The following is a 22,783-nucleotide window of genomic DNA, read 5'->3' on the forward strand; positions in this document are numbered from 1 at the left end:
GCTCGTATGATTCGCACGCTGCCCGCTCTTTTTGCCCTGCTGTTTACAGCGCCCTTGATGGCTGCGCCTGCGGGGCAACAAACGCTGTTCAATTTCGTCCGGCCTGCCGATGTGGTCAAGGTGGCGACCCAGGACGCCAGCCTGCCGCAATACAACGCCGAACAGACCGCCGAAGGCGAAGTGCTGCGCCGCATCACCTTCAACCCGGCGGTCGAACCGAGCCTGGTGCTCAGCCCGCAAAGCGGCGCCTGGGACTGGTCGCAATCGAGCGCCATGAGCTTGCGTATCCAGAGTGCGATGGACTGGGCGTTGACCCTCTATGTCAAGGTGCAGAGCAGCGATGGCCGCACCCTGGTCAGTCGCATTGACTTGCCAGCCGGTCCGGCCCAGACCTTGCTGATCCCGCTGCAAGCCAATTCGCCGTTGAGCCAGGGCATGAAGGCTGGCCCGCCGATGCCGATCACCGTGGACGGCCAGCGCGTATTGCTGGCCAGCAGCGTGGGTGAAATTGACCGCAGCCAGGTGGTTTCGGTGACCTTGTCAATGCTCAAGCCTAACGCCGCCCAGAGCATCTTGCTGGAGCGCTTTGGCGTGCAGGACAGCGAGCCGGTGTTGAAGGCGGCCTACAGCGAGTTGGTGGATGCCTATGGTCAATCCACCCGGGCGCGCTGGCCGGAAAAAGTCAGCGGCGACGGGCAACTCAAAGCCGCCGCGGCCAAGGAGCAACAGCAACTTCAGGGCTGGCTGGCCACGCGGGATAAGTCCGCCCTGGACCAGTACGGCGGCTGGAACAAAGGCCCGGCGTTCGACGCCAGCGGGTTTTTCCGCACCGAAAAACGCGACGGCCGCTGGTACCTGGTGACGCCGGAGGGGCATCCGTTCTACTCCTTGGGCGTCAATACTGTGGCCCCGGACAACAGCCAGACTTATGTGGCCGGGCGTGAATGGATGTTCGCGGCGTTGCCTAAAGGTGGCGAACCCTTCGACAAGTACTACGGCAGCGGCGACAACCGTACCGGTAACGGTGCAGGCGAAGGGCGTAGCTTTGGTGCCGGTCGTTGGTATGACTTTTACGGCGCCAACTTGCAACGCACGTATGGCGGTGACGGTTTCGACCAAAAACGCTGGGTCACCCATACCCTCGACCGCCTGCAAGCCTGGGGTTTCAACACCGTAGGCAACTGGAGCGACGAGGATTTGACCACTGCCAATCGTGTGCCCTACACCTTGCCGCTGTCGATCGTCGGTGACTACGCCAGCATCAGCACCGGCACCGACTGGTGGGGTGGCATGCCCGACCCGTTCGACCCGCGTTTCGCCATGGCCACCGAACGCGCCGTGGCTATCGCCGCCCGCGATCACCGTAACGACCCGTGGTTGGTCGGTTTCTTTGCCGACAACGAACTGGCCTGGGCCGGTCCCGGCGATGATGCTAAATCCCGCTACGCCTTGGCCTACGGCACCTTGCGCATGACCACCGACGTACCGGCCAAGCGCGCCTTCCTCAAACAACTGCGTGACAAATACCGTAACGAAGGAGGCCTGTCGAAAGCCTGGGGCATCGAGTTGAAGGGCTGGGAATTGATGGAAGACCCGGGCTTCGAACCGCCGATTCCCAACCCTGAGCACCCGGAAATCGAAGCTGACTTCCAATACTTCCAGAAGACGTTTGCGGATGCCTACTTCAAGACCATCTCCGACTCGCTGAAATGGCACGCCCCCAACCAACTGCTGTTGGGTGGCCGTTATGCGGTCAGCACGCCGGAAGCCGTGGCCTCCTGCGCGCAGTATTGCGATGTGCTGAGCTTCAATATGTACACGCTTAAGCCGCAGGACGGCTATGACTTTGCCGCGTTGCGTGCGCTGGACAAACCGGTGCTGATCACCGAATTCAACTTCGGCTCGGCCGACCGTGGGCCGTTCTGGGGCGGCGTGACGCAGTTGGCCAAGGAAGAAGACCGTGGCGCGGCTTACGGCAACTTCTTGAAGCAGGCCATGGCCGAGCCGTCGATTGTCGGCGTGCATTGGTTCCAGTACCTGGACCAGCCGGTGACCGGTCGATTGCTCGACGGTGAAAATGGCCACTTTGGCCTGGTGGGTATCACCGACGTACCGTTCCAGGGTTTTGTTGAAAGCGTGCGCAAAAGTAACCTGGCGGCGGTCGATCAACTCGGCAAAGAGGCAGAAAAGGCCAAGGCGGCCGGCGCCGTGCGTGAAAGCGAAGGGGGCAGAGCCGGGCACGAAGGCAAAGGCCCGGTGCAGGGCGCCGGGCATGCCGGTGGGCACTCCGGAAATGGTCATTGATTGAGTGCTGACGGGTTCACAAAACCCACAAGGGCTGGAACAATGTCGGCCACTTTTTGCTGTGTTGTCCGAGGGTGTTCAGGTGCAGATCCAGGGTCATTACGAACTCCAGTTCGAAGCGGTACGTGAAGCCTTTGCCGCGTTGTTCGATGACCCGCAAGAGCGCGGGGCCGGGCTCTGCATCCAGATCGGCGGTGAAACCGTCGTCGACCTGTGGGCCGGTACCGCCGACAAGGACGGTAGCGAGGCCTGGCACAGCGATACGATCGTCAACTTGTTTTCCTGCACCAAGACCTTTACCGCCGTTACCGCCCTGCAACTGGTGGCTGAAGGCAAATTGCAACTGGATGCACCGGTCGCCAACTACTGGCCGGAATTTGCGGCGTCAGGCAAAGAAGCCATCACCCTGCGCCAGTTGCTCTGCCACCAGGCGGGGTTGCCGGCGATCCGCCAGATGCTGCCTACTGAAGCCCTGTACGATTGGCAACTGATGGTCGGCACACTGGCGGCCGAAGCACCGTGGTGGACGCCGGGCCAAGGCCATGGGTACGAGGCGATCACCTACGGCTGGTTGGTGGGTGAATTGCTGCGTCGCGCCGATGGGCGCGGGCCGGGAGAGTCCATCGTGGCGCGGGTTGCACGGCCATTGGGGCTGGACTTTCATGTGGGCTTGGCCGATGAAGAGTTTTATCGCGTTGCACATATAGCGCGCAGCAAAGGCAATATGGGCGATGAGGCCGCACAACGTTTACTGCAAGTAATGATGCGTGAACCTGAGGCCATGACTACACGTGCTTTTGCCAATCCTCCGTCTATTCTGACCAGCACTAATAAACCCGAATGGCGGCGTATGCAGCAGCCAGCGGCAAATGGTCACGGTAATGCACGTAGCCTGGCGGGTTTTTATAGTGGATTGTTGGACGGTAGTTTGCTGGAAGCCGACATGCTTGAACAATTGACCCGTGAACACAGTATCGGGCCGGATAAAACATTATTGACACAAACCCGTTTTGGCCTGGGCTGCATGTTGGACCAACCGCAGTTGCCCAACGCCACCTTCGGCCTTGGCCCGCGTGCTTTCGGGCATCCCGGCGCGGGTGGCTCGGTCGGGTTTGCCGATCCCGAGCATGATGTAGCGTTTGGTTTCGTGACTAATACATTGGGGCCTTATGTACTAATGGACCCGCGGGCACAGAAGTTGGTCGGAATATTGGCCGGTTGTCTGTAAACCCCTTGCTGTTTCACGTTTTTTTGTTACAAAGGCAACTATAAGAAGACGCTGAACGAAATGATGTAACTTTAATGTTCTGTAAGCGTCTGTTTAACGGGTCACCCAGACCCCCGTTTCTTTTCTCATTTTGTGGATATCTCATGTTATCGAACAAGTCCTTGGCACTGGCGCTGTGCCTCACTATTACCGGCTGCGCACAAACTCCACAAAATGATGCCGAGGGCGGGCATTGGTGGTCATTTGGATCTGATAAGGCCGCTACCAAGGACGCAGTGACCCAAACCGACGTCAAGCCGGATGCCAAGCCCGCTGCGGGCGCCAAGCCTGCAGCACCGGTAGCGGCCGCTGCTGCTGCGCAAGCCCCAGCGCCAACTGCAAAGGCTGACACCGGCTCCAGCTGGTGGCCGTTCTCGTTCAAAAGCGCCGACGAAAAGGCTGCCGATGCCAAGGCTGACCTGAAAGCCGACCTCAAGGCCGCGGAGCCAGCACCTGCCGCCGCCCCAGTCGTCGCCAAGACCGACACCAAATGGTGGTGGCCTTTCGAAAGCAAACCTAAGCCATTGGCCAAGGTCGACGTGACCAACGTACCAATGCCCGACCCGAAAATCACTCAGGCCTGGCTGGACGACTATGAGCCACGCCTGCGCGCCGCCATCAAGGACAGCAACCTGCAACTGGAGCGTCGTGACAATGTGCTGGTGGTGATTGCACCGGTAGACGGCTCCTACAACCCGAAACGCCCAGCGATGCTGCTGCCCGTCACCCTCGGCCCGTTCACTCGCGTTGCCAAGGCCGTTGAAGCCGATCCAAAGACCGCCGTACTGGTATTGGGCCACGTCGATGCCACCGGCACCGCCCCGGCCAGCCAGGCGCTGACCAAGGAACGTGCACAATCCATCGCCTCGATCTTCAGCCTCAGCGGCCTCAAGCAAGACCGCCTGATGCTGCGCGGCATGGGCGACATGATGCCACGTGCCGCCAACGACAGCACTCAGGGTCGCGCACTGAACCGTCGTATGGAAATCATGTTTACCCAGCGCACCACCATGCTGGCTTTGCTGAGCAAGTATCAGTCGGGCAAGACTCCACCGGTGGCTGAAATGGTTGCAGTACACAACGTTCCAGCCCCGGCCCCGGCTGCCAAAGCTCCGGCCAAGAAGGCTACAGCCGCCAAGAAAGCCGCTGCCAAGCCAGCCGCTAAAAAAGCACCGGCTAAGCCTGCTGCCAAAAAGCCTGCTCCAGCCAAAGCCAAGGCCGCTGCACCGGCAAACGACCAGGCGAAAAACTGATCTGTTGAACCAGAAGGATAAAGCCGCATGACCCAGGCACTGGCCGATATGCGCCGTGACTACACACGGGATGGTTTGAGCGAGGCCCAGGCCCCGAGCGAGCCGTTTGCGTTGTTCCACGAGTGGTTTGCTGACGCGGTGACAACCGAGCAGCCCCCGGTGGAAGCCAATGCCATGACCTTGGCCACGGTCGACCAGGACGGTCGCCCGCACTGCCGCATCCTGTTGCTCAAGGGCCTGGATGCGCAGGGCTTTACCTTCTTCACCAATTATCAGAGTGCCAAGGGCGAACAGCTCGCGGCTCGACCGTTTGCGGCCATGACCTTTTTCTGGCCGACCCTCGAACGCCAAGTGCGCATCGAGGGGAGGGTGGTCAAGGTCACGCCTGAGGAGTCGGACGCTTATTATCAGGTCCGCCCGCTGGGCAGCCGCCTGGGTGCCTGGGCGTCCCCGCAGAGCCAGGTCATCCGTGACCGCGAAGAACTGCAGGACCTGCTCAAGGCCACCGAACAACGCTTCAGCGATTCCCAACCCGATTGCCCCGAGCACTGGGGTGGCTATCGTTTGCTGCCGGAGCGCATCGAGTTCTGGCAAGGTCGCTCCAGCCGCTTGCATGACCGCTTGAACTATCGCTTGCAAGGGGCCGACTGGACCCGCGAACGCCTGGCGCCCTGAGCCGCACCTTTCGTCACCTCACCTGAATGTTGCCGATCACTCCGAAGTCTCTATCGCAGAGGCTTCGGGCGTGTGTTGCTGCGCGGCTTTTTTCAACCAGTGCGGCAAGTCGGACCGCCTGATTTTCAGCGCGCGAGCCTGTTCCAGCTGTCGCAGCATAAATGCGCGCTTGTGCAGATCATTGCCAGCCAGTGATAGCGCCAGGTCACGGTCGATCCATCGCCTGATACGCAGGTACAGCCAGCCGTGAAAATACAGGCCGGCAAGCGTTGTGACTACAATGATGAAGTAATCCATGGAGGTCCTGGCTAGGCGTGGAGTGCTACCGTTCGTCGAGTTTTCTGGTACGGGCTGTCTGTACTCAGGCTGAATGAAAGCAATTTTCTGCGGCGCTTGCCGTGACAGGCGTCAAGCTGCAGCGTTTAATGAACACCTGTCCTTTGGAGTTGATGCTATGCGTAAGTCCGTTTTACTGGTTGCCTGCTTTACCACCCTGTCGTTGCTGCTGGGTGGCTGCGCCTCGAGTCTGACCGGCGACTCGTACTCCCGCGACGAAGCGCGTCGTGTTCAGACCGTGCGCATGGGGACCATCGAATCCCTGCGCCCCGTGAAAATCGAAGGCACCAAGACCCCAATCGGCGGCGCTGCTGGCGCAGTCATCGGCGGCGTTGGCGGCAGCGCTATCGGCGGCGGTCGTGGCAGCATCGTGACTGCCGTGATCGGTGCCGTTGCTGGTGGGTTGCTGGGCTCGGCCACCGAAGAGGGCCTGACCCGCACCCAGGGTGTGGAAATCACCGTACGCGAAGACGACGGCAGCATGCGCGCCTATGTGCAGGCTGTGCAGGAGAATGAAATCTTCCGCATTGGCGACCGTGTACGCATCATGACCGTTGATGGTACTAGCCGCGTTACGCGTTAAGCGCTGGTTGTAGAACTACAAAACCCCAGCCGGGTGACCGGTTGGGGTTTTTTGGTTTTATGGGCGGTGGCCGGTTTGAACTGAAAAAAATGCAGGCAATAAAAAACCGCCTTAGTAGGGCGGTTTTTTATTGCAAACCCAATTATTCACTGGGCTGCGACTTCAAAGATGCATTGACCTGCATTCAAAGGCCCATGTGTTCCGGTAAGTGCGCTGGAGGAAAGGCCTGACTTTAGGAGGGCCGAGTCTGTCGACGTTTGCACGACGTACGTGGAACCTCGTAGTGAATACCCTGCGTGTCTACCACGTGTGGGTATTTCTGCGGGACAGCTTCGATGACCTGTAAGGTCTGAGAAGTGGAGCCGCCTCGGTTTAAGCCGAGGCGGCTTTTTGGTTTTCGGGGCTGTCAGTTCAAACCTGAGTGACGGCCTTCTTGCGACTCGCCATCGCTGTCACCGCATAACCAATACACGCCGCCAATATCGAACCGGTCAAAATCCCCATGCGGTCCTCACCCGCGTACTCACTGGCACCCGGCACGAATGCCAGCGAGCCCACAAACAAACTCATGGTGAAGCCGATGCCGCACAGGATCGCCACACCAAACACCTGACCCCAGTTTGCGCCGTTGGGCAGGGCAGCGATGCCGGTCTTGATGGCCAGCCAAGTGAGCCCGAACACACCAACGGTCTTGCCGATCAACAGGCCCGTGGCGATGCCCATAGGCACATGGTGAGTGAAGCTTTCCAGGCTGACACCCGTCAGCGAGACCCCGGCGTTGGCGAAGGCGAACAGCGGCAGGATAGCGTAGGCCACCCACGGGTGCAGGGCGCGCTCCAGCGTGAGCAATGGCGACGACTCGGCGTTCTTGGTGCGCATCGGGATGCAGAATGCCAACGTTACACCGGCGAGCGTCGCGTGCACGCCGCTCTTGAGTACACACACCCACAGGATCAGGCCAATAATCAGATACGGTCCGAGTTTGATAACACCCAAGCGGTTCATCGCAATCAAGGCGATCAAGCAGGCACCTGCACCTGCCAGGGCGGCACCGGACAGGTCGGCGGAATAGAAAATGGCGATCACGATGATCGCGCCCAGGTCGTCAATAATCGCCAGGGTCATCAGGAACAGCTTCAGCGACACCGGCACACGTTTGCCCAGCAGGGCCAGCACGCCGAGGGCGAAGGCAATGTCGGTGGCCATCGGGATCGCCCAACCCGAAAGGGCCTCGGGATAGTCCTTGTTGATCGCCCAGTAGATCAGCGCTGGCACCACCATGCCGCCGATGGCCGCTGCGCCGGGCAGCACCACTTGCGAGGGCTTGGACAGGTGGCCGTCGAGCAGCTCGCGCTTGACCTCAAGGCCGATCAGCAGGAAGAACAAGGCCATCAGGCCATCGTTGATCCAAAGCAAGGCGGGCTTGGCGATTTTCAATGCGCCAATCTGCGCCACTACCGGTACGTCGAGAAACGCGCTGTACAGGTGCGACAAAGGCGAATTATTGATGATCAGGGCCAGGGCGGCTGCCGCGATCAACATCAGACCGCTGGCGGCTTCCAGCTGGAAGAAACGGGTGAAAGTGCTACGCAGAGGCAAGGGACGCTCTCCAATCCAAGTTCAATAGGTGGGTACCCTAACCCGTACCGTTAGCTGTTAAAACAAAATTTATATTCTTATTCGTTATAAACGGCGGTTCGCGATGACGTTACGTCGAACCCTCGCAATTGTGTCCTCAATTGAGCCAGTACTGTACCTGTGTGGTGTGTAGGAAACCCCCTAAAATCAGGGCTTACACCTTCAGAGAAACTCTCCATGAGCGACCAACGTCCCTGGGCCCGCGAAGCCATTCGTATCATTGAAGCAGACTTCCAGCGCAGCGCCGACACGCACCTGATTCCCTTGCCATTGCCGGGGTTGCCGGGTATCGAGTTGTACTTCAAGGACGAGTCCAGCCACCCCACGGGCAGCCTCAAGCATCGGCTGGCTCGCTCGCTGTTCCTGTATGCGCTGTGCAACGGCTGGCTCAAGCCTGGCGCGCCGGTGATCGAAGCGTCCAGCGGGTCGACGGCGATTTCCGAAGCTTACTTCGCCCGTCTGCTCGGCTTGCCATTTATTGCGGTGATGCCGGCCACCACCTCCCAGGAAAAAATCGCGCAGATTGCTTTCTACGGCGGTAAAAGCCACCTGGTACAGGACCCGACGCAGATCTACGCGGAGTCCGAGCGCCTGGCACTGGAAAGCGGTGGTCATTTCATGGACCAGTTCACCTACGCCGAGCGCGCCACCGACTGGCGTGCGAACAACAACATCGCCGAGTCGATCTTCCAGCAGATGCGTTTTGAGCAGCATCCGGAACCGAGCTGGCTGATCTCCAGCCCCGGCACTGGCGGCACCACAGCAACTCTCGGCCGTTATGTGCGCTATCGCCAGCATTGCACCCGTGTGTTGTGTGCTGATGCCGAGCGCTCCGTGTTCTTTGATTTCTATCAGAGTGGCGACGCGAGTTTGCGCCTGGACTGTGGCTCGCGCATCGAAGGGATTGGTCGGCCTCGGGTCGAGGCATCCTTTTTGCCAAAGGTGATTGATGCGATGGTCAAGGTGCCGGATGCGCTCTCGCTGGCGGCCATGCATTACCTTGCTGCACGGCTTGGACGGCGGGTCGGCGGTTCCAGCGGGACCAACCTGATTGGCGCGCTGGTGGCGGCCCAGCAGATGAAAGCGGCGGGGGAGTCGGGCTCGATCGTGGCGATCTTGTGTGATGGGGGGGAGCGGTATGCCACCACCTATTACGATCAGGCGTGGCTGGCGGGGCAGGGCTATGAATTGGGCGGGCTGATTGCGGCCGTTGCGGCCAGTGTGGAGCGGGGTCAGCCGTTACCGGACAGCATCCTGCGCGCAAATATCTAAGTCGCAGCGGCAAGTTGTAAGCTCCAAGCTACAAGAAAAAGCAGGTCACCTATCCGCTTTTAGCTTGCAGCTTGAGGCTTACAACTCGAAGCTTCAGCCCTGGCTGCCCAACATATCCCGCGCCAACGCCTCGGCAATCCGAATCCCATCCACACCCGCCGACAGAATCCCCCCGGCATAACCGGCGCCTTCACCGGCCGGGAACAGGCCTTTTACGTTCAAGCTCTGCATCGATTCGTTACGGGTTATCCGCAGCGGCGACGAGGTGCGCGTCTCGATACCGGTCAACACCGCGTCGTGCAGCGAATAGCCCTTGATCTGTTTCTCGAACGCTGGCAACGCTTCGCGGATCGCCTCGATGGCGAAGTCCGGCAACGCCAGGGCCAGGTCACCGAGAGCAACGCCAGGCTTGTAGGAGGGTTGCACACTGCCGATAGCGGTAGACGGCTTGCCGGCGATGAAATCGCCCACCAATTGCGCCGGGGCCTCGTAGTTGCTGCCGCCGAGAATGTAGGCGTGGGATTCCAGCCGTTCCTGCAACTCGATACCCGCCAGCGGGCCACCTGGGTAATCCACTTCAGGCGTGATGCCGACCACGATGCCGGAGTTGGCATTACGCTCGTTACGCGAGTACTGGCTCATGCCGTTGGTGACGACGCGGCCTGGCTCGGAGGTCGCAGCAACCACGGTACCGCCTGGGCACATGCAGAAGCTGTAGACCGAGCGGCCGTTCTTGGCGTGGTACACCAGCTTGTAGTCGGCGGCGCCGAGTTTTGGGTGCCCGGCGTATTTGCCCAGGCGCGCAGCGTCGATCAGCGACTGCGGGTGTTCAATACGGAAGCCCACCGAGAACGGCTTGGCTTCCATGTAAACCCCACGGCCGTGGAGCATGCGGAAGGTATCGCGTGCGCTGTGGCCGAGGGCCAGGATCACATGCCTGGATGGGATCTGCTCGCCGCCATCGACGACCACGCCGTTCAACTGACCGTCTTCGATCAGCACGTCGGTAACCCGCTGCTCGAAGCGCACTTCACCGCCCAGGGCGATGATCTGTTCGCGCATGTTCTCCACCACGCCGGTCAGGCGGAACGTACCGATATGCGGCTTGCTGACGTAGAGAATTTCTTCCGGCGCACCGGCCTTGACGAACTCGTGCAGGACTTTGCGGCCGTGGAATTTCGAGTCCTTGATCTGGCTGTATAGCTTGCCATCGGAAAAGGTCCCGGCGCCGCCTTCACCGAATTGCACGTTGGATTCGGGGTTGAGCACATTTTTGCGCCACAGGCCCCAGGTGTCCTTGGTGCGCTGGCGCACTTCCTTGCCGCGTTCGAGGATGATCGGCTTGAAGCCCATCTGCGCCAGCAACAGCCCGGCGAAAATGCCGCACGGGCCAAAGCCGACGACGATTGGACGTTCTGTCAGGCCTTCCGGCGCCTGGCCGACCACTGTGTAGCTGACATCCGGCGCCGGGTTGACGTTGCGGTCATCGGCGAACTTGAGCAACAGCGCCGCTTCGCCCTTCACGTTCAAGTCGATGGTGTAGATGAAACACAGCTCCGACGATTTCTTCCGGGCGTCGTAGCTGCGCTTGAACAGGGTGAAATCGAGCAGGTCATCACTGGCGATGCCCAGGCGCTGCACGATGGCGGGCCGCAGGTCTTCTTCGGGATGGTCGATAGGCAGCTTGAGTTCGGTGATTCGTAACATGACAGGATCCGGTAGGCGGCGGGCTGATTGGCCGGCTGTTTTGCAAACCGGCGATTATAAGCCCCAATGGCCGATTCCCGTCATGTTAAAACAACGCAGTGCCGAGTCAGTCGTCGCGCGAGCCGCCAAACGAGGCGCAACCGCGCTGTACCTGACCGTTGACGCGCAACTCGGCGGTCATGTGTTGCAGGCTGCCGCTCACGCTGTCGATGCAACGTTGCGGGGCCACCCACAGTTCGACGTGCTGGTTGTTGGCTTCAGTCATCAGGTTGAAGCGGCCGTCACCGATCTGCTCTTCCACATAAGGCACTGCCAGTGGCGGCTGGCCTTCGCGTTCCAGCACCATGCCCTTGGCCGTCACGTTCATTGCCCAGGCCGGCTTGTGGCCGTTGGCGCGCAGGATCATGCGCTTGAAGTCCGGATCGTCGCAGGCCGAGGTCGAACGTTCGACACGATACAGCTGTTGCAGGTCCACGCTGCCTTGGGTGCCGCTGGCAACCCCCGAGAACTTGCCGCGCAGGTCGGCAAACAACGCGCCTTGCTGGCCGGCCAGGGAGGCCGCTTCCTGCAGGATGCTGGTGCCGCCGGTGTCGTTGACCACGTAGTTGCGTTTGTCGTTGCAGGGCTGGAACAGCAGTTTGTCGCCGACCGCCGTGAGTTCGCCCTGCATACGGGTCAGCCCGGCGAGAGACGGCTTGGCCGGTTCGCTGTCGAACATCTGGCAGGCGGCGAACAGGGGAAGCAAGGCAAGTAGAGTTAGGGTATGGGCGGCGCGCATTATCGGTCTCCAGACAAGTGCCGCCACGTTACGCACGCCGGCGTTGCACCACAACCCCGGCTGCCAGATTCAGTCAAATCTGACAGGTATCCGATTCAACCCACCATAAAGGTCTGACCTGTCTGTAAACCTTCAACACTTTTTGCGTAGGCCAGCGCCACGTCGGCGGCTGGAGCTGGTTTGTAGCCGCGCAAATATGGCGCGTAACTGTCCATGGCTTCCAGCAGGACCGTCGGGCTCACGGCGTTGATGCGCAGGCCGCGCGGCAATTCAATTGCCGTCGCTTTGACAAAGGCGTCAATGGCGCCGTTGACCAGCGCAGCCGAGGCGCCGGTGCGGATGGGGTCGCGATTCAGAATGCCACTGGTGAAGGTAAACGAGGCGCCATCGTTGGCGTATTCACGACCGATCAACAGCAGGTTGACCTGGCCCATCAGCTTGTCACGCAGGCCCAGCTCGAAATCGCTTTCGCTCATGTCGCCCAGCGCGACGAAGTTCACGCTGCCGGCTGCGCAGACCAGGGCATCGAATGTGCCGGTCTGCTCGAACAGAGCGGATAAACGCACTAATGGGCAACCTTTTGCAGCCGGTGCGGCACTGCTGCCCCAGGCTCAGGCATTGGTGGTGCAGGTGGATCGCGCCCGTCAGGCGTTGGCCCGGCTAAAGGACGATCTGGCCGGGCCGGTGCGTATGACGGTTCCGGTCTCCTTGGGCGAAACCTTCTTTGATGGCTTGTTGCTGGAGTTTTCCAAACAGTACCCGCAGGTGCAGATCGAGCTGGAGCTCAACAACAGTTACCGGGACCTGGCGCGGGATGGCTTTGACTTGGGGGTACGCTCAGGCGCGATTGAAAACGAGCGCCTGGTGGTCAAGCCTCTGCTGGCCTGGCATGAAATGACCTGCGCCAGCCCGGCGTACCTTGAGAGGCATGGCGAGCCGGAGACACCGGCCGACTTGGCCGCCCACACCTGCCTGCTCAACAGCCACTACAGCGGCCGTGAAGAGTGGTTGTACCACCAGCAGCACGAACTGCTGCGGGTGCGGGTGAGCGGTACCTTTGCCTCCAATCACTACAACTTGTTGAAAAAGGCTGCGTTAGTGGGCGCTGGTATCGCACGCTTGCCGTCCTACGTTCTGCCCGCAGAATTGGCTGACGGCCGCTTGCGCTGGCTCCTGCGTGACTATCAGACGCGAAGCATGCCGATGTACCTCGTGCATCCCTTTCAGGGCGGCCTGCCGCGTCGCACCCAGGTGCTGGCTGACTACTTGGTGGACGGGTTCAAGCGCAGCGGGGAGGCCCTCGACCGACTCTAAGCGTAGCGACGCGCGATCAAGTGATCGATGGACAGGCGCCCCGGTCCTTTGGCTACAAGTATCAACAGCAGCGCAATCCAGGTGCCATGAGTCGGGTAGGCGTCCGGGTAGACGAACAGCTGAATCACCAGGGTCATGCCGATCAGGGCCAAGGCCGAGAAGCGCGTAGCGAAGCCTACCAGGATCAACACCGGGAAGAAGTGCTCGGCAAACGCCGCCATATGCGCCGCCACCTCCGGTGATAGCAGCGGCACGTGGTATTCGCTGCGAAACAACGGCAATGTCGAGGCGGCCAGTTTCGGTTCGCCCAGTTGGAAGGTGCCGCTGACCAAATCAATAACGAATCCTTCGACCTTGGTTTGCCCGGATTTCCAGAACACGGCGGCAATCGAAAAACGCGCGACAAAGGCAATCAGGCTGTAAGGGATTTGTTCGAAAAGCGCGATGGCCCGATTGATCAGGCCTGATGGACGAGTGCTCATGGCGATACCTTTTGTTCTAGATGCAAATGAGTAATGGCGTTGTGGCTGATCAGCAGCGTCAGGCATTGGTGCAGGTCGAACTCGGCCGCGGCGTCAAGCGCATGCTCCACGGCTTTTTCCAAGGCATTGCCATGGGCCAGGCTGTTGATAAACGCCACTGAGCCACTGTCGGTAGCAAATACCCTGACCTCCAGCCCCTGACGTACTACCAGCGCACTCTGGGCGTGCCAGGGATTGAGGGTGGCCAGGCCGCCTTCGGTCTGGTGCGCGGCCCATACCGCCACCACCGCGTAGGCAGAATTCAAGGTGGCAAGGGATGGATGCAGTTGCAGGCGCAATTTCCCCAGGTCTGTTTGGCTTTGCAGTGCTTCAAGAACAGTCGGTTGGTCGAGTGGCTGGGTGTCCGCCGCGTGATAGGCGCGCACACGCAGTCGTTCCAAGCGCGCCATATCGGCCAGGTAGGGCACGCTGGCGGCTGGCTCAAAGTCCTGGATAAATGCGGCGAGCGCACTGCCGTACTTGCTGATCAGCGGGCTGGTGGGTGGGCAAGCCCGGATAAACAGGCCGGCCATCGCACGGAAGAAGTCCTCGCCCACCAATTGCAATGTCACGGGGTAGGCCGTTGCGAGTGCGTTGATCAACGAACTGTGCACATTGTTGCGATACACCGCAAAACGGCTGGCCGGGTCGGCACCGTTGCTGCTGAACAGGCCATTGGGGCATGCCTGGTCCGGCGCCAGCAGCGCTGCGGCAAACTCCTCATGAAGGCTCATGGGCTCACCTGCGACAGATGCAGTTCGGCCTGTTGAGCCTCAGCCAGCAATACGCTGAACGCCGGCACTTGGTTGTCCCGTTCGATCAGCGTGGCTATCGGGCCTACGTGCGCCAATACTTTTTCGTAGAGCTGCCACACGGCGTTGTCGATAGGTGCGCCGTGATCGTCGATCAACAAGCGATCACCGAGGCTGTCAGTGTCTTCGGCAAAACCGGCCAGATGAATCTCGCCCACCGCATGCATCGGCAGGCCGTCGATGTAGGCAACCTGATCGCGTTGATGGTTGATGCACGACACATAGACGTTATTCACGTCCAGCAGCAAACCGCAGCCAGTACGGCGGATGATCTCACTGATGAAGTCGGTCTCATCCAGGGTTGAGCGCTGGAATTGCAGGTAAGTCGACGGGTTCTCCAGCAGCATTGGCCGCTTGAGGGTATTTTGCACGTGGTCAATGTGTTCGCACACCCGTTGCAGGGTCGCGCTGTCATAGGCCAGGGGCAGCAAGTCATTGAGAAACACCGGGCCGTGGCTTGACCAGGCCAGGTGTTCAGAAAAAGAGTGGGGTTGATAGCGTTCGATCAGCGTTGCCAACCGCGCCAGGTGCTCACGGTCCGGCGGGCCTTCTCCGCCGATGGACAGGCCTACGCCGTGCAATGACAGCGGGTACTGTTCGCGGATCAACCCCAGGTAGTGATGAAACGGGCCGCCGTCCACCATGTAGTTTTCGGCGTGCACTTCAAAAAAACCGATGTCGGGTGAGGTCTCCAGCACTGCAGTGAAGTGCTCATGCTTGAGCCCCAGCCCGACCCGGCGTGGGAGGCCGGGCGCCTGAGCCTGGGAGACGGCTTGCAGGGATGAAAGAGTCATCATCAGTACTCAGGTTTTATGAGGTTCAGGACTTGGCGGTGAAGGCCGCTTCCTGGCCGAAACCGGTCGGCGAGGTGGAGCTTGGGGTTTTGAGGCAGGTGCCGGCTGGAACCAGTTTCCAGGCGTTGGCCTGGTCCTTGGTTTTCGAGGTGCCGGCGCAGGAAGTGCCAGCGCCTGCGGCGCAATCGTTCTTGCCGGCTTCGGCGACACCGAAGCACTTTTGCATGTCGTCGGCGGCGTGGGCGGTGGTGGTCAGGGCAGACAGGCTCAGCGCGGAACCGAGGGCCAGGACGAGGGTGGCAGCGGACAGTTTGGTGGTCATGGTGTATCTCCAGTAGGGTGGGTTGGCGGGCTTGAATGCCTGCTTGTAGCACTAGAGAGAGGGCCGTGGGGTTCGTTACAAATCAGCCGAAAATAGTTTCAAACAACGTAATTCCAGGGATCACACAAAGCAAATGTGGGAGCGGCGATGCGACTTGCTCGCACTGCCGCTCCCACATTTTTGATCCGGTTCATCCAGCAACCGTTTTTTAACCGCCGAGGTAGGCCTCGCGCACCTTCGGATCGGTCAACAACTGCTCGCCCGTACCCTGCATCACCACCCGGCCGTTTTCCAGCACGTAGGCCCGGTCAGCAATCTTCAGGGCCTGGTTGGCGTTCTGCTCCACCAGGAACACCGTCACACCGTCCTTGCGCAGTTGTTCGATGATGTCGAAGATCTGCTGGATGATGATCGGCGCCAGGCCAAGCGAAGGTTCGTCCAGCAGCAACAGCTTGGGCTTGCTCATCAGCGCCCGGCCGATGGCGAGCATTTGCTGCTCGCCGCCGGACATGGTGCCGCCGCGCTGGCTGAAGCGTTCCTTGAGTCGTGGGAACAGGTGCAGCACCTTGTCCATCTGCTCCTGGTAGTCGCCCTTGTCGGTGAAGAACCCGCCCATTGCGAGGTTCTCTTCCACGGTCAGGCGGGCAAACACCCGACGGCCTTCCGGCACCACGGCAATGCTCTTGCGCATGATCTCGGAAGAGGCCTGGCCCACCAGTTCCTCACCCATGTAGCGGATGCTGCCGCTGTGAGCCTGGGGCGAACCGCACAGGGTCATCAGCAGCGTGGATTTACCGGCACCGTTGGCGCCGATCAGCGTAACGATCTCGCCTTGGCGCACTTCCACGTTGACGCTGTGCAGGGCCTGGATCTTGCCGTAGAAAGTGGAAACGTTTTCGAATTGCAGCATTTTACGCTTCCCCCAAATAGGCTTTGATCACTTCAGGATTGTCGCGGATCTGCTCCGGCGTGCCGTTGGCCAACGGCGTGCCCTGGTTGATCACCACGATGTGGTCGGAAATGCTCATGACCAGTTTCATGTCGTGTTCGATCAACAGCACGGTGGCGTTGTTTTCTTCACGCAACACGCTGATCAGCGCCTTGAGGTCTTCGGTTTCCTTGGGGTTCAGACCCGCGGCCGGTTCGTCGAGCATCAGGATCCGCGGGCGGGTCATCATGCAGCGGGCGATTTCCAGGCGACGTTGCTGGCCATAAGCCAAGGTGCCGGCAGGGCGGTTGGCAAACTCGGTGAGGTTGACCTTGTCCAGCCAGTACTCGGCGTATTCCATGGCCTCGCTCTCGCTTTTGCGGAACGCCGGGGTCTTGAACAAGCCTGCGAAGAAGTTGGTGTTCAGGTGACGGTGCTGGGCAATCAGCAGGTTTTCGACCGCCGTCATGTCCTTGAACAACCGCACGTTCTGGAAGGTCCGCACCACGCCCTTGCGGGCGATCTCGTGACCGGCCAAACCCTGGATCGGCTGACCATCCAGCAGGATGCTGCCACCACTCGGCTTGTAGAAACCGGTGAGGCAGTTGAACACCGTGGTCTTGCCGGCGCCGTTCGGGCCTATCAGCGCCACAACCTGTTTCTCTTTCACGGTCAGGGCCACGCCGTTGACCGCCAGCAAGCCGCCGAAGCGCATGCTCAGATTTTCGACTTTCAGGATCTCGCGGCTCATTTGCGCAGCTCCATGTGTGGACGTTGCATGGGCAGCAGGCCTTGAGGACGCCAGATCATCATCAGCACCATCATGGCGCCGAACATCAACATGCGGTATTCGCTGAACTCACGCATCATTTCCGGCAGCAGGATCATCACGATCGCCGCCAGGATCACGCCCAGTTGCGAGCCCATGCCACCCAGTACCACGATGGCGAGGATGATCGCCGACTCGATAAAGGTGAACGACTCCGGCGTCACCAGACCTTGGCGAGCGGCGAAGAAGCTGCCGGCGAAACCGGCGAATGTTGCCCCGAGGGTGAAGGCCGAAAGCTTGATGATTGTCGGGTTCATGCCCAGTGCACGGCAGGCAATTTCATCTTCGCGCAGTGCTTCCCACGCGCGGCCGATCGGCATGCGCAGCAGGCGGTTGATCACGAACAGTGCGGCCAGTGCCAGCAACAGCGCCACCAGGTACAGGAACACCACTTTGCTCACCGGGTTGTAGTCGATCCCGAAGTATTCGTGGAAGGTCTGCATGCCCTCGGCTGCGGTGCGGTCGAACGACAGCCCGAAGAAGGTGGGCTTGGGGATGCTGCTGATGCCGTTGGGGCCGCCGGTAATACCGGTGAGGTTACGCAGGAACAGACGGATGATTTCACCGAAGCCCAGGGTCACGATCGCCAGGTAGTCACCGCGCAAACGCAGCACCGGGAAGCCCAGCAGGAAGCCGAACGTCGCCGCCGCCATGCCCGCCAACGGCAGGCAGATCCAGAAGCCCCAACCCAGGTAGTGCGAGAGCAGCGCGTAGGTGTAGGCACCCACTGCGTAAAAGCCCACATAACCCAGGTCGAGCAGGCCGGCCAGGCCCACCACGATGTTCAGGCCAAGGCCCAGCAACACGTAGATCAGGATCAGGGTGGCGATGTCGACCGCGCCGCGCGAGCCAAAGAACGGCCAGATCAACGCGGCCACGATCAGGCCGATGATGATGTAGCGCTGGGTGCGTGGAAGGGTCAGGAATTGACTGACCTTAGGCGACACCAACGGACCACGGTTGCCCTTGAGCAAGGCGCTGACCTGCTGGGTGAACAGCACGCGCAGGAACATCAGTACCGAACACAGGGCGATGATGGTGAGGGTCACGGGACCGGTGCCATGCACTTCCAAGTTGATGCCGACAATGCTCAGCTTGAGGCCGAGTACCGGAAAGGCCACTGCCCATACCAGCAAAGCGCTGAAAAACGCCGATTTAAGATATTTGCTCATACTTTCTCAACCTCCGGACGGCCCAGGATGCCGGTCGGACGGAACAACAGGACCAGAACCAACAGGCTGAACGCTACGACGTCCTTGTACTGGTCGCCGAAGATATCGGCACCAAAGGCTTCGGCCACACCCAGCACCAGGCCACCGAGCATGGCGCCCGGAATGCTGCCGATGCCGCCCAATACCGCTGCGGTAAAGGCTTTGAGACCTACCAGGAAACCGGCGTTGGGGTTGATCACGCCGTACTGCATGCTCAGCAGCACGGCCGCGACGGCCGCCAATGCGGCGCCGATCACGAAGGTCAGGGCGATGATGTTGTTGGTGTTGATGCCCAACAGGTTGGCCATCTTGATGTCTTCGGCACAGGCCCGGCAGGCGCGCCCCAGACGGGAACGGGAGATGAACAGGGTCAGGCCCAGCATGGCCACCAGGGTGACGACGAAGACCAGGACCTGCATGTACGAAATCAGCACTTCTTGTGCGCCGCCTGGGCCGAAGGAGAAGCTCCCCGGGATCAGGTTGGGAATGGACTTGTCCTTGGAGTCCTGGGACAGCAATACGGTGTTCTGCAGGAAAATCGACATGCCGATAGCAGAAATCAGCGGGATCAAACGGTTGCTGCCACGCAAGGGACGGTAGGCAACGCGCTCGATACTGTAGCCATAGGCACTGGTCACGATGATCGACGCCAGGAACGCGGCGGTCATCAACAGCGGCAGGGAGTGGATACCCAGCATGGCCAGCCCGGCAAGGGCGATGAAGGCCACGTAGGAACCAATCATGTACACCTCGCCATGGGCGAAGTTAATCATTCCAATGATGCCGTAAACCATTGTGTAGCCAATGGCTATCAAGGCATAGGTGCTGCCAACGGTCATGCCGTTAACCAGCGTTTGGAAAAAATGATAGATCTCAGGCATTACAGCGCTCCTAAAAACCCGATACGCATTTCACTGGTGGAGTCATTTCCGGCCCGTGCCCTGTTCTGTGAGCAGGTTGCACAAAGCGTTTGCCAGCGAACCGCTGGTGACGGTTTTAAGATTTTCAGGTGAGCCAGCACCCGGATCGCGAGTGACAGGCCCATAAACCTCGTAAAACAAAGCCCACTGCTCTCACAGTGGGCTTGTTGGACCAGTAACGCCTGGCTTACTGAGGGGAAACTTCGGTTTTTGGTTTACCGAAGTGCCATTCGTAGACCACGAATTTGAAGTCCTTCAGGTCGCCCTTGGCGTCAAACGTCAGCTCGCCGGTAGGGGTCTTGAAAGTGCCTGCGTGGATGGCTGCAGCCACTTTGGCAGTGTCTTCAGACTTCGCGGCAGCGATACCGCCGGCGATGACTTCAACGGCCGAGTAGGCCGGGAACACGAACGGACCGGTTGGGTCCTGCTTGTTCTTGGCGAACTCTTCAACGATTGCCTTGTTGGCCGGATCGGTGTCGAAAGACTTCGGCAGGGTGACCAGCAGGCCTTCGGAAGCGCCCTGGGCGATTTGCGAGATGGAGTCGTTACCGACACCTTCAGGGCCCATGAACTTGGCGTTTACGCCTTTTTCCTTGGCTTGGCGCAGGATCAGGCCCAGCTCAGGGTGGTAACCGCCGTAGTAGACGAAGTCGACGTTGGCTTGCTTGAGCTTCTGGATGAGGGAACCGAAGTCTTTGTCGCCAGCGTTGATGCCTTCAAAGAGGGCAACCTTGACGCCTTTTTTCTCGAGAGTCTGTTTAACGGCGGTAGCGATGCCTTCACCGTATTGCTGTTTGTCGTGAATCACAGCAACGACTTTCGGCTTCACGTGGTCGGCAATGTAGTTGCCAGCCGCAGGCCCCTGAGCGCTGTCCAGGCCGATAGTGCGGAAGATCAGCTTGTAGCCACGGGCAGTGATTTCCGGGCTGGTAGCCGCCGGGGTAATCATGATCACGCCTTCGTCTTCATAGATGTCGGAAGCGGGCTGAGTGGAGCTGGAGCAGAGGTGGCCGACCACGAACTTGACGCCGTCGTTGACCACTTTGTTGGCTACGGCAACGGCTTGTTTAGGATCGCAAGCGTCGTCGTATTCCTTGGCTTCGAGCATTTTGCCATCGACGCCGCCTTTGGCGTTGATGTCGGCGATGGCTTGCTTGGCACCCATGAATTGCATGTCGCCGTATTGCGTCACTGGGCCGGTTTTAGGGCCCGCAATACCTATCTTGATGGTATCGGCTGCGAACGAATGGCCGGCAACCCCAGCCAGGACCATAGCGGCAAACAGTTTGGAAATCTGCTTAGTAGCCTTATTCATAGTGCTCCACTCTTACTGTTGTATTTTTTATAGTTCTAGCGGCCTTGTGAGCTGCAGAACCGGATCAGATATCTCGGATATCCCCCCGGCAGTGCCCTGGCAACTGTACCGGTACAGTGTAGAGCGCCGGTTGATCGCTTGAAAAGCTGGCTGCTGGGGGCAAAACCCGGGCGTGTCGCATAAATGAAAGAAAAAGACAGAATTGCGGCGGGGTGATGCCAGAGTTACGGGCAATCCTTGGCTTTCCTGACACTTTCAATCGGTAACTCATTTGCAACTGGGTTTTTCTACCTGATGCGTGACGTTATGATTGCGCCGATTTTTTCTTCAGGTGAAGTCCCATGACGCAAGAACCTAGCACCCTCTATGCCAAGCTGCTCGGCGAAACCGCCGAAATATCCTGGAAGGAGCTTGAACCGTTCTTTGCCAAGGGTGCCCTATTGTGGGTCGATGCCGGCCTGGATTTGATAGAGGCCGCCGAAGGCATGGCCGAAGATAACCGCGACAAAGTCGCTGCCTGGCTGGCTGCCGGGAGCCTTGGCGAAGTGTCTGCGACGCGGGCGCTGGACCTGGTGGAGCGTGATCCAGGCTTGTGGGCGGTGGTGGTTTCGCCTTGGATCCTGATCCAGGAAAGGGCAACGCCTAGAAGGTGAGCACTAAAACGGTGCGCGCTTTGCCCGTTTAAAAGTGTGTAGCGGGGTAACCGCTGGCGTCGTGATGGCATCTTGCCGTGAAGAAAGGTCACAGCGCAGGATGACGCGCACGTCATGGGAACAGTTTTCCAAAGGCCGAAACGGCTGCAGAATTGTTTCTCGGTGTGAACAAGTACCCGGCAGCGATGAGATCGCAGGGTAGAAAAGGGTGAAATCCGGTAGAGTTCGCCGCTTGTTATTTGGAGCTAGTCATGCTGTCAGCGCTGCCCCCTTCAGCGAAACCTTCGCACCAGTTGCTATACCTTATTTACGGTAAACAAGAGGTTTACCGGCGAGAGGCCAAGTTCAGCATTCTTACTGCCCTGGCGCAGCTCAAGCCTGGAGAGCCGCTGTGCATCCGGGTCATGACTGATCGGCCGCAGGACTTCACCGGCTGGCCGGTGGAGACCCTCGAGTTGGACGAGCAGACCCTGAGCCAATGGCAGGGCCACAACGGCTACCTCCATCGACGCAAGGCGTGTGCGATCGCCCAAGGGTTGACGTTGGCGGACAAAACCTTGTTCGTCGATACCGATACGCTGTTCCTGAAGTCGCCTCACCGTGTGTTCGAACTCATCGAGCCTGGCCAGTATGTGATGGACGAGTTTGAATACGACTGGAGCTACGTCTGCAAGCGCCCGGACTACCTCAAGCTGGGCAAGCACCTGCATGCCCATGGTGTGTCTGCCAGCAACAGCTTCAAGCTTTACAACAGTGGCCTGTGCGGTGTGTGTGACACCGATGCGCCGCTGCTCGAAGCCGCGATACGCTGGATCGACGAGTGGACCCAGGGATCCTTCGACATCCACACCATCGAGCAGGTCGCGATTTCCTTTGCGATGCGTGGCAAGACGGTGCGTGAGTCCAAGAAGTTGGTCCATCACTACTACGCCGAAAAGCGCTTCTTCCATGCCATGCAAGCGCACTTTTTCAGCCTTCATGGCGAGACCTTCGGGCCTGAACTGGTCGCGCGTTGCCTGGACGTGCCACAGGTCAAGCCCGTGCCATCAGCCTGGCAGCGGCTGCTGATTAAATGGAAGCTGCGCAATCAGCGTAAACATTTGAAAAGGGTCGGTCGCGACTTACTCTACGGCAGCGCGGCACCTGAGCACCCGTATTACGAGGTGTGCCGGCAGGGCTGGTGGGAGTCGGCTTCGCGTGAAATTCGCGGTTGGGATGAGGCTGAGCAGAAGAAGTTTTTCGGGACGCACGACACCGGTTGGCCGAAGCAACTGCCACGACCTGCCAAGGCTGCAGACGAACAAGCCATCGTCGATTACCTGCAACAACGAAGAGCCTAGTCAGGCAGCGA

At 59.7% G+C, this 22,783-nt stretch carries 21 protein-coding genes and 2 pseudogenes; 9 read left to right on the forward strand and 14 right to left on the reverse strand.

Annotated features, from left to right (window positions below):
- The first annotated feature begins 6 nt into the window (after positions 1-6).
- The 4 genes from AACY08_RS11430 (at position 7) to pdxH (ending at position 5,499) form a co-directional block, all read left to right on the forward strand.
- Positions 7-2,304 (forward strand): beta-galactosidase, encoded by a 2,298-nt coding sequence (locus AACY08_RS11430; protein WP_339469501.1) that lies wholly within the window; start codon positions 7-9, stop codon positions 2,302-2,304.
- 82 nt (positions 2,305-2,386) lie between these two features.
- Positions 2,387-3,532 carry a serine hydrolase domain-containing protein gene (locus tag AACY08_RS11435; protein ID WP_339469503.1) on the forward strand — a complete coding sequence of 382 codons (1,146 nt, stop codon included), beginning with the start codon at positions 2,387-2,389 and terminating at the stop codon, positions 3,530-3,532.
- A 143-nt stretch (positions 3,533-3,675) separates the two neighbouring features.
- Positions 3,676-4,824: an OmpA family protein gene (locus AACY08_RS11440; RefSeq protein WP_339469504.1), complete on the forward strand. Its 1,149-nt coding sequence runs from the start codon at positions 3,676-3,678 to the stop codon at positions 4,822-4,824.
- Between the two features lie 27 nt (positions 4,825-4,851).
- Entirely contained in the window at positions 4,852-5,499 is a 648-nt protein-coding gene (gene pdxH, locus AACY08_RS11445) for a pyridoxamine 5'-phosphate oxidase (protein ID WP_339469505.1), read from the forward strand.
- A gap of 36 nt (positions 5,500-5,535) precedes the next feature.
- Here pdxH and AACY08_RS11450 read toward each other — a convergent pair whose 3' ends face one another.
- On the reverse strand, positions 5,536-5,796 hold the full coding sequence (locus AACY08_RS11450; protein ID WP_339469506.1) for a hypothetical protein: 261 nt from the start codon (positions 5,794-5,796) through the stop codon (positions 5,536-5,538).
- A gap of 157 nt (positions 5,797-5,953) precedes the next feature.
- Between AACY08_RS11450 and AACY08_RS11455 the strand changes: the two genes are divergently transcribed.
- The gene (locus tag AACY08_RS11455) at positions 5,954-6,418 is read left to right on the forward strand and encodes an outer membrane lipoprotein (protein WP_003189251.1); all 465 of its coding nucleotides are present in this window, start codon (positions 5,954-5,956) and stop codon (positions 6,416-6,418) included.
- Between the two features lie 411 nt (positions 6,419-6,829).
- Here AACY08_RS11455 and nhaA read toward each other — a convergent pair whose 3' ends face one another.
- Complete coding sequence (nhaA, locus tag AACY08_RS11460; RefSeq protein WP_339469508.1) at positions 6,830-8,017, reverse strand: Na+/H+ antiporter NhaA; 1,188 nt, start codon at positions 8,015-8,017, stop codon at positions 6,830-6,832.
- A 216-nt stretch (positions 8,018-8,233) separates the two neighbouring features.
- Between nhaA and AACY08_RS11465 the strand changes: the two genes are divergently transcribed.
- Positions 8,234-9,328: a PLP-dependent cysteine synthase family protein gene (locus AACY08_RS11465; RefSeq protein WP_339469509.1), complete on the forward strand. Its 1,095-nt coding sequence runs from the start codon at positions 8,234-8,236 to the stop codon at positions 9,326-9,328.
- Between the two features lie 93 nt (positions 9,329-9,421).
- On the opposite strand, the gene AACY08_RS11470 is transcribed toward AACY08_RS11465, so the two are convergent.
- The 3 genes and pseudogenes from AACY08_RS11470 to AACY08_RS11480 form a co-directional block, all read right to left on the reverse strand.
- Complete coding sequence (locus AACY08_RS11470) at positions 9,422-11,035, reverse strand: NAD(P)/FAD-dependent oxidoreductase (RefSeq protein ID WP_339469511.1); 1,614 nt, start codon at positions 11,033-11,035, stop codon at positions 9,422-9,424.
- 106 nt (positions 11,036-11,141) lie between these two features.
- The gene (locus AACY08_RS11475; protein ID WP_339469512.1) at positions 11,142-11,813 is read right to left on the reverse strand and encodes a COG3650 family protein; all 672 of its coding nucleotides are present in this window, start codon (positions 11,811-11,813) and stop codon (positions 11,142-11,144) included.
- Positions 11,814-11,908: 95 nt separating this feature from the next.
- Positions 11,909-12,364 (reverse strand): annotated as a pseudogene (locus AACY08_RS11480) (short chain dehydrogenase); the annotation flags it as partial.
- A gap of 31 nt (positions 12,365-12,395) precedes the next feature.
- Here AACY08_RS11480 and AACY08_RS11485 point away from each other — a divergent pair.
- Positions 12,396-13,127, forward strand: a pseudogene (locus AACY08_RS11485) (substrate binding domain-containing protein); the annotation flags it as partial.
- Here the strand turns inward: AACY08_RS11485 and AACY08_RS11490 are convergent.
- The 9 genes from AACY08_RS11490 to AACY08_RS11530 all read right to left on the reverse strand — a co-directional run bounded on the left by AACY08_RS11490 (position 13,124) and on the right by AACY08_RS11530 (position 20,779).
- On the reverse strand, positions 13,124-13,609 hold the full coding sequence (locus AACY08_RS11490; RefSeq protein WP_339469513.1) for a DoxX family protein: 486 nt from the start codon (positions 13,607-13,609) through the stop codon (positions 13,124-13,126). The pseudogene AACY08_RS11485 and the gene AACY08_RS11490 sit on opposite strands and share 4 nt — an antisense overlap.
- Complete coding sequence (locus tag AACY08_RS11495; protein ID WP_339469514.1) at positions 13,606-14,382, reverse strand: DNA-binding domain-containing protein; 777 nt, start codon at positions 14,380-14,382, stop codon at positions 13,606-13,608. The genes AACY08_RS11490 and AACY08_RS11495 overlap by 4 nt, the downstream gene beginning before the upstream one ends.
- Positions 14,379-15,257, reverse strand: a complete 879-nt coding sequence (gene bufB / locus AACY08_RS11500; RefSeq protein ID WP_339469515.1) for an MNIO family bufferin maturase — start codon at positions 15,255-15,257, stop codon at positions 14,379-14,381. The genes AACY08_RS11495 and bufB overlap by 4 nt, the downstream gene beginning before the upstream one ends.
- Positions 15,258-15,279: 22 nt before the next feature.
- Positions 15,280-15,576: a BufA1 family periplasmic bufferin-type metallophore gene (locus AACY08_RS11505; RefSeq protein ID WP_012722651.1), complete on the reverse strand. Its 297-nt coding sequence runs from the start codon at positions 15,574-15,576 to the stop codon at positions 15,280-15,282.
- Positions 15,577-15,784: 208 nt separating this feature from the next.
- Positions 15,785-16,486: an ATP-binding cassette domain-containing protein gene (locus AACY08_RS11510; protein ID WP_122540346.1), complete on the reverse strand. Its 702-nt coding sequence runs from the start codon at positions 16,484-16,486 to the stop codon at positions 15,785-15,787.
- 1 nt (position 16,487) lies between these two features.
- Complete coding sequence (gene livG, locus AACY08_RS11515) at positions 16,488-17,255, reverse strand: high-affinity branched-chain amino acid ABC transporter ATP-binding protein LivG (protein WP_339415024.1); 768 nt, start codon at positions 17,253-17,255, stop codon at positions 16,488-16,490.
- Entirely contained in the window at positions 17,252-18,505 is a 1,254-nt protein-coding gene (locus AACY08_RS11520) for a high-affinity branched-chain amino acid ABC transporter permease LivM (protein ID WP_339469516.1), read from the reverse strand. The genes livG and AACY08_RS11520 overlap by 4 nt, the downstream gene beginning before the upstream one ends.
- Positions 18,502-19,425: a high-affinity branched-chain amino acid ABC transporter permease LivH gene (livH, locus tag AACY08_RS11525; RefSeq protein ID WP_339469517.1), complete on the reverse strand. Its 924-nt coding sequence runs from the start codon at positions 19,423-19,425 to the stop codon at positions 18,502-18,504. Before livH ends, AACY08_RS11520 begins: the two co-directional genes overlap by 4 nt.
- Positions 19,426-19,651: 226 nt before the next feature.
- Positions 19,652-20,779: a branched-chain amino acid ABC transporter substrate-binding protein gene (locus tag AACY08_RS11530; protein ID WP_339415021.1), complete on the reverse strand. Its 1,128-nt coding sequence runs from the start codon at positions 20,777-20,779 to the stop codon at positions 19,652-19,654.
- A gap of 341 nt (positions 20,780-21,120) precedes the next feature.
- On the opposite strand from AACY08_RS11530, the gene AACY08_RS11535 reads away from it, so the two are divergent.
- Positions 21,121-21,432 (forward strand): DUF2288 domain-containing protein, encoded by a 312-nt coding sequence (locus AACY08_RS11535; RefSeq protein ID WP_339469518.1) that lies wholly within the window; start codon positions 21,121-21,123, stop codon positions 21,430-21,432.
- Between the two features lie 251 nt (positions 21,433-21,683).
- Positions 21,684-22,772 (forward strand): hypothetical protein, encoded by a 1,089-nt coding sequence (locus AACY08_RS11540; RefSeq protein ID WP_339469519.1) that lies wholly within the window; start codon positions 21,684-21,686, stop codon positions 22,770-22,772.
- The last annotated feature ends 11 nt before the right edge of the window (positions 22,773-22,783 follow it).

This window comes from Pseudomonas sp. EL_65y_Pfl1_R83, assembly GCF_963970695.1.
Lineage (GTDB): Bacteria > Pseudomonadota > Gammaproteobacteria > Pseudomonadales > Pseudomonadaceae > Aquipseudomonas > Aquipseudomonas tritici.

Bases quoted from the DNA above. Each gene is read 5' to 3' on its own strand.
- AACY08_RS11430 (WP_339469501.1), top strand. From the start codon at position 7: ATGATTCGCACGCTGCCCGCTCTTTTTGCCCTGCTGTTTACAGCGCCC.
- AACY08_RS11440 (WP_339469504.1), top strand. From the start codon at position 3,676: ATGTTATCGAACAAGTCCTTGGCACTGGCGCTGTGCCTCACTATTACC.
- pdxH (WP_339469505.1), top strand. From the start codon at position 4,852: ATGACCCAGGCACTGGCCGATATGCGCCGTGACTACACACGGGATGGT.
- AACY08_RS11450 (WP_339469506.1), bottom strand. From the start codon at position 5,796: ATGGATTACTTCATCATTGTAGTCACAACGCTTGCCGGCCTGTATTTT.
- AACY08_RS11455 (WP_003189251.1), top strand. From the start codon at position 5,954: ATGCGTAAGTCCGTTTTACTGGTTGCCTGCTTTACCACCCTGTCGTTG.
- AACY08_RS11465 (WP_339469509.1), top strand. From the start codon at position 8,234: ATGAGCGACCAACGTCCCTGGGCCCGCGAAGCCATTCGTATCATTGAA.
- AACY08_RS11470 (WP_339469511.1), bottom strand. From the start codon at position 11,035: ATGTTACGAATCACCGAACTCAAGCTGCCTATCGACCATCCCGAAGAA.
- AACY08_RS11475 (WP_339469512.1), bottom strand. From the start codon at position 11,813: ATGCGCGCCGCCCATACCCTAACTCTACTTGCCTTGCTTCCCCTGTTC.
- AACY08_RS11490 (WP_339469513.1), bottom strand. From the start codon at position 13,609: ATGAGCACTCGTCCATCAGGCCTGATCAATCGGGCCATCGCGCTTTTC.
- AACY08_RS11495 (WP_339469514.1), bottom strand. From the start codon at position 14,382: ATGAGCCTTCATGAGGAGTTTGCCGCAGCGCTGCTGGCGCCGGACCAG.
- bufB (WP_339469515.1), bottom strand. From the start codon at position 15,257: ATGATGACTCTTTCATCCCTGCAAGCCGTCTCCCAGGCTCAGGCGCCC.
- AACY08_RS11505 (WP_012722651.1), bottom strand. From the start codon at position 15,576: ATGACCACCAAACTGTCCGCTGCCACCCTCGTCCTGGCCCTCGGTTCC.
- AACY08_RS11510 (WP_122540346.1), bottom strand. From the start codon at position 16,486: ATGCTGCAATTCGAAAACGTTTCCACTTTCTACGGCAAGATCCAGGCC.
- livG (WP_339415024.1), bottom strand. From the start codon at position 17,255: ATGAGCCGCGAGATCCTGAAAGTCGAAAATCTGAGCATGCGCTTCGGC.
- AACY08_RS11520 (WP_339469516.1), bottom strand. From the start codon at position 18,505: ATGAGCAAATATCTTAAATCGGCGTTTTTCAGCGCTTTGCTGGTATGG.
- livH (WP_339469517.1), bottom strand. From the start codon at position 19,425: ATGCCTGAGATCTATCATTTTTTCCAAACGCTGGTTAACGGCATGACC.
- AACY08_RS11530 (WP_339415021.1), bottom strand. From the start codon at position 20,779: ATGAATAAGGCTACTAAGCAGATTTCCAAACTGTTTGCCGCTATGGTC.
- AACY08_RS11535 (WP_339469518.1), top strand. From the start codon at position 21,121: ATGACGCAAGAACCTAGCACCCTCTATGCCAAGCTGCTCGGCGAAACC.
- AACY08_RS11540 (WP_339469519.1), top strand. From the start codon at position 21,684: ATGCTGTCAGCGCTGCCCCCTTCAGCGAAACCTTCGCACCAGTTGCTA.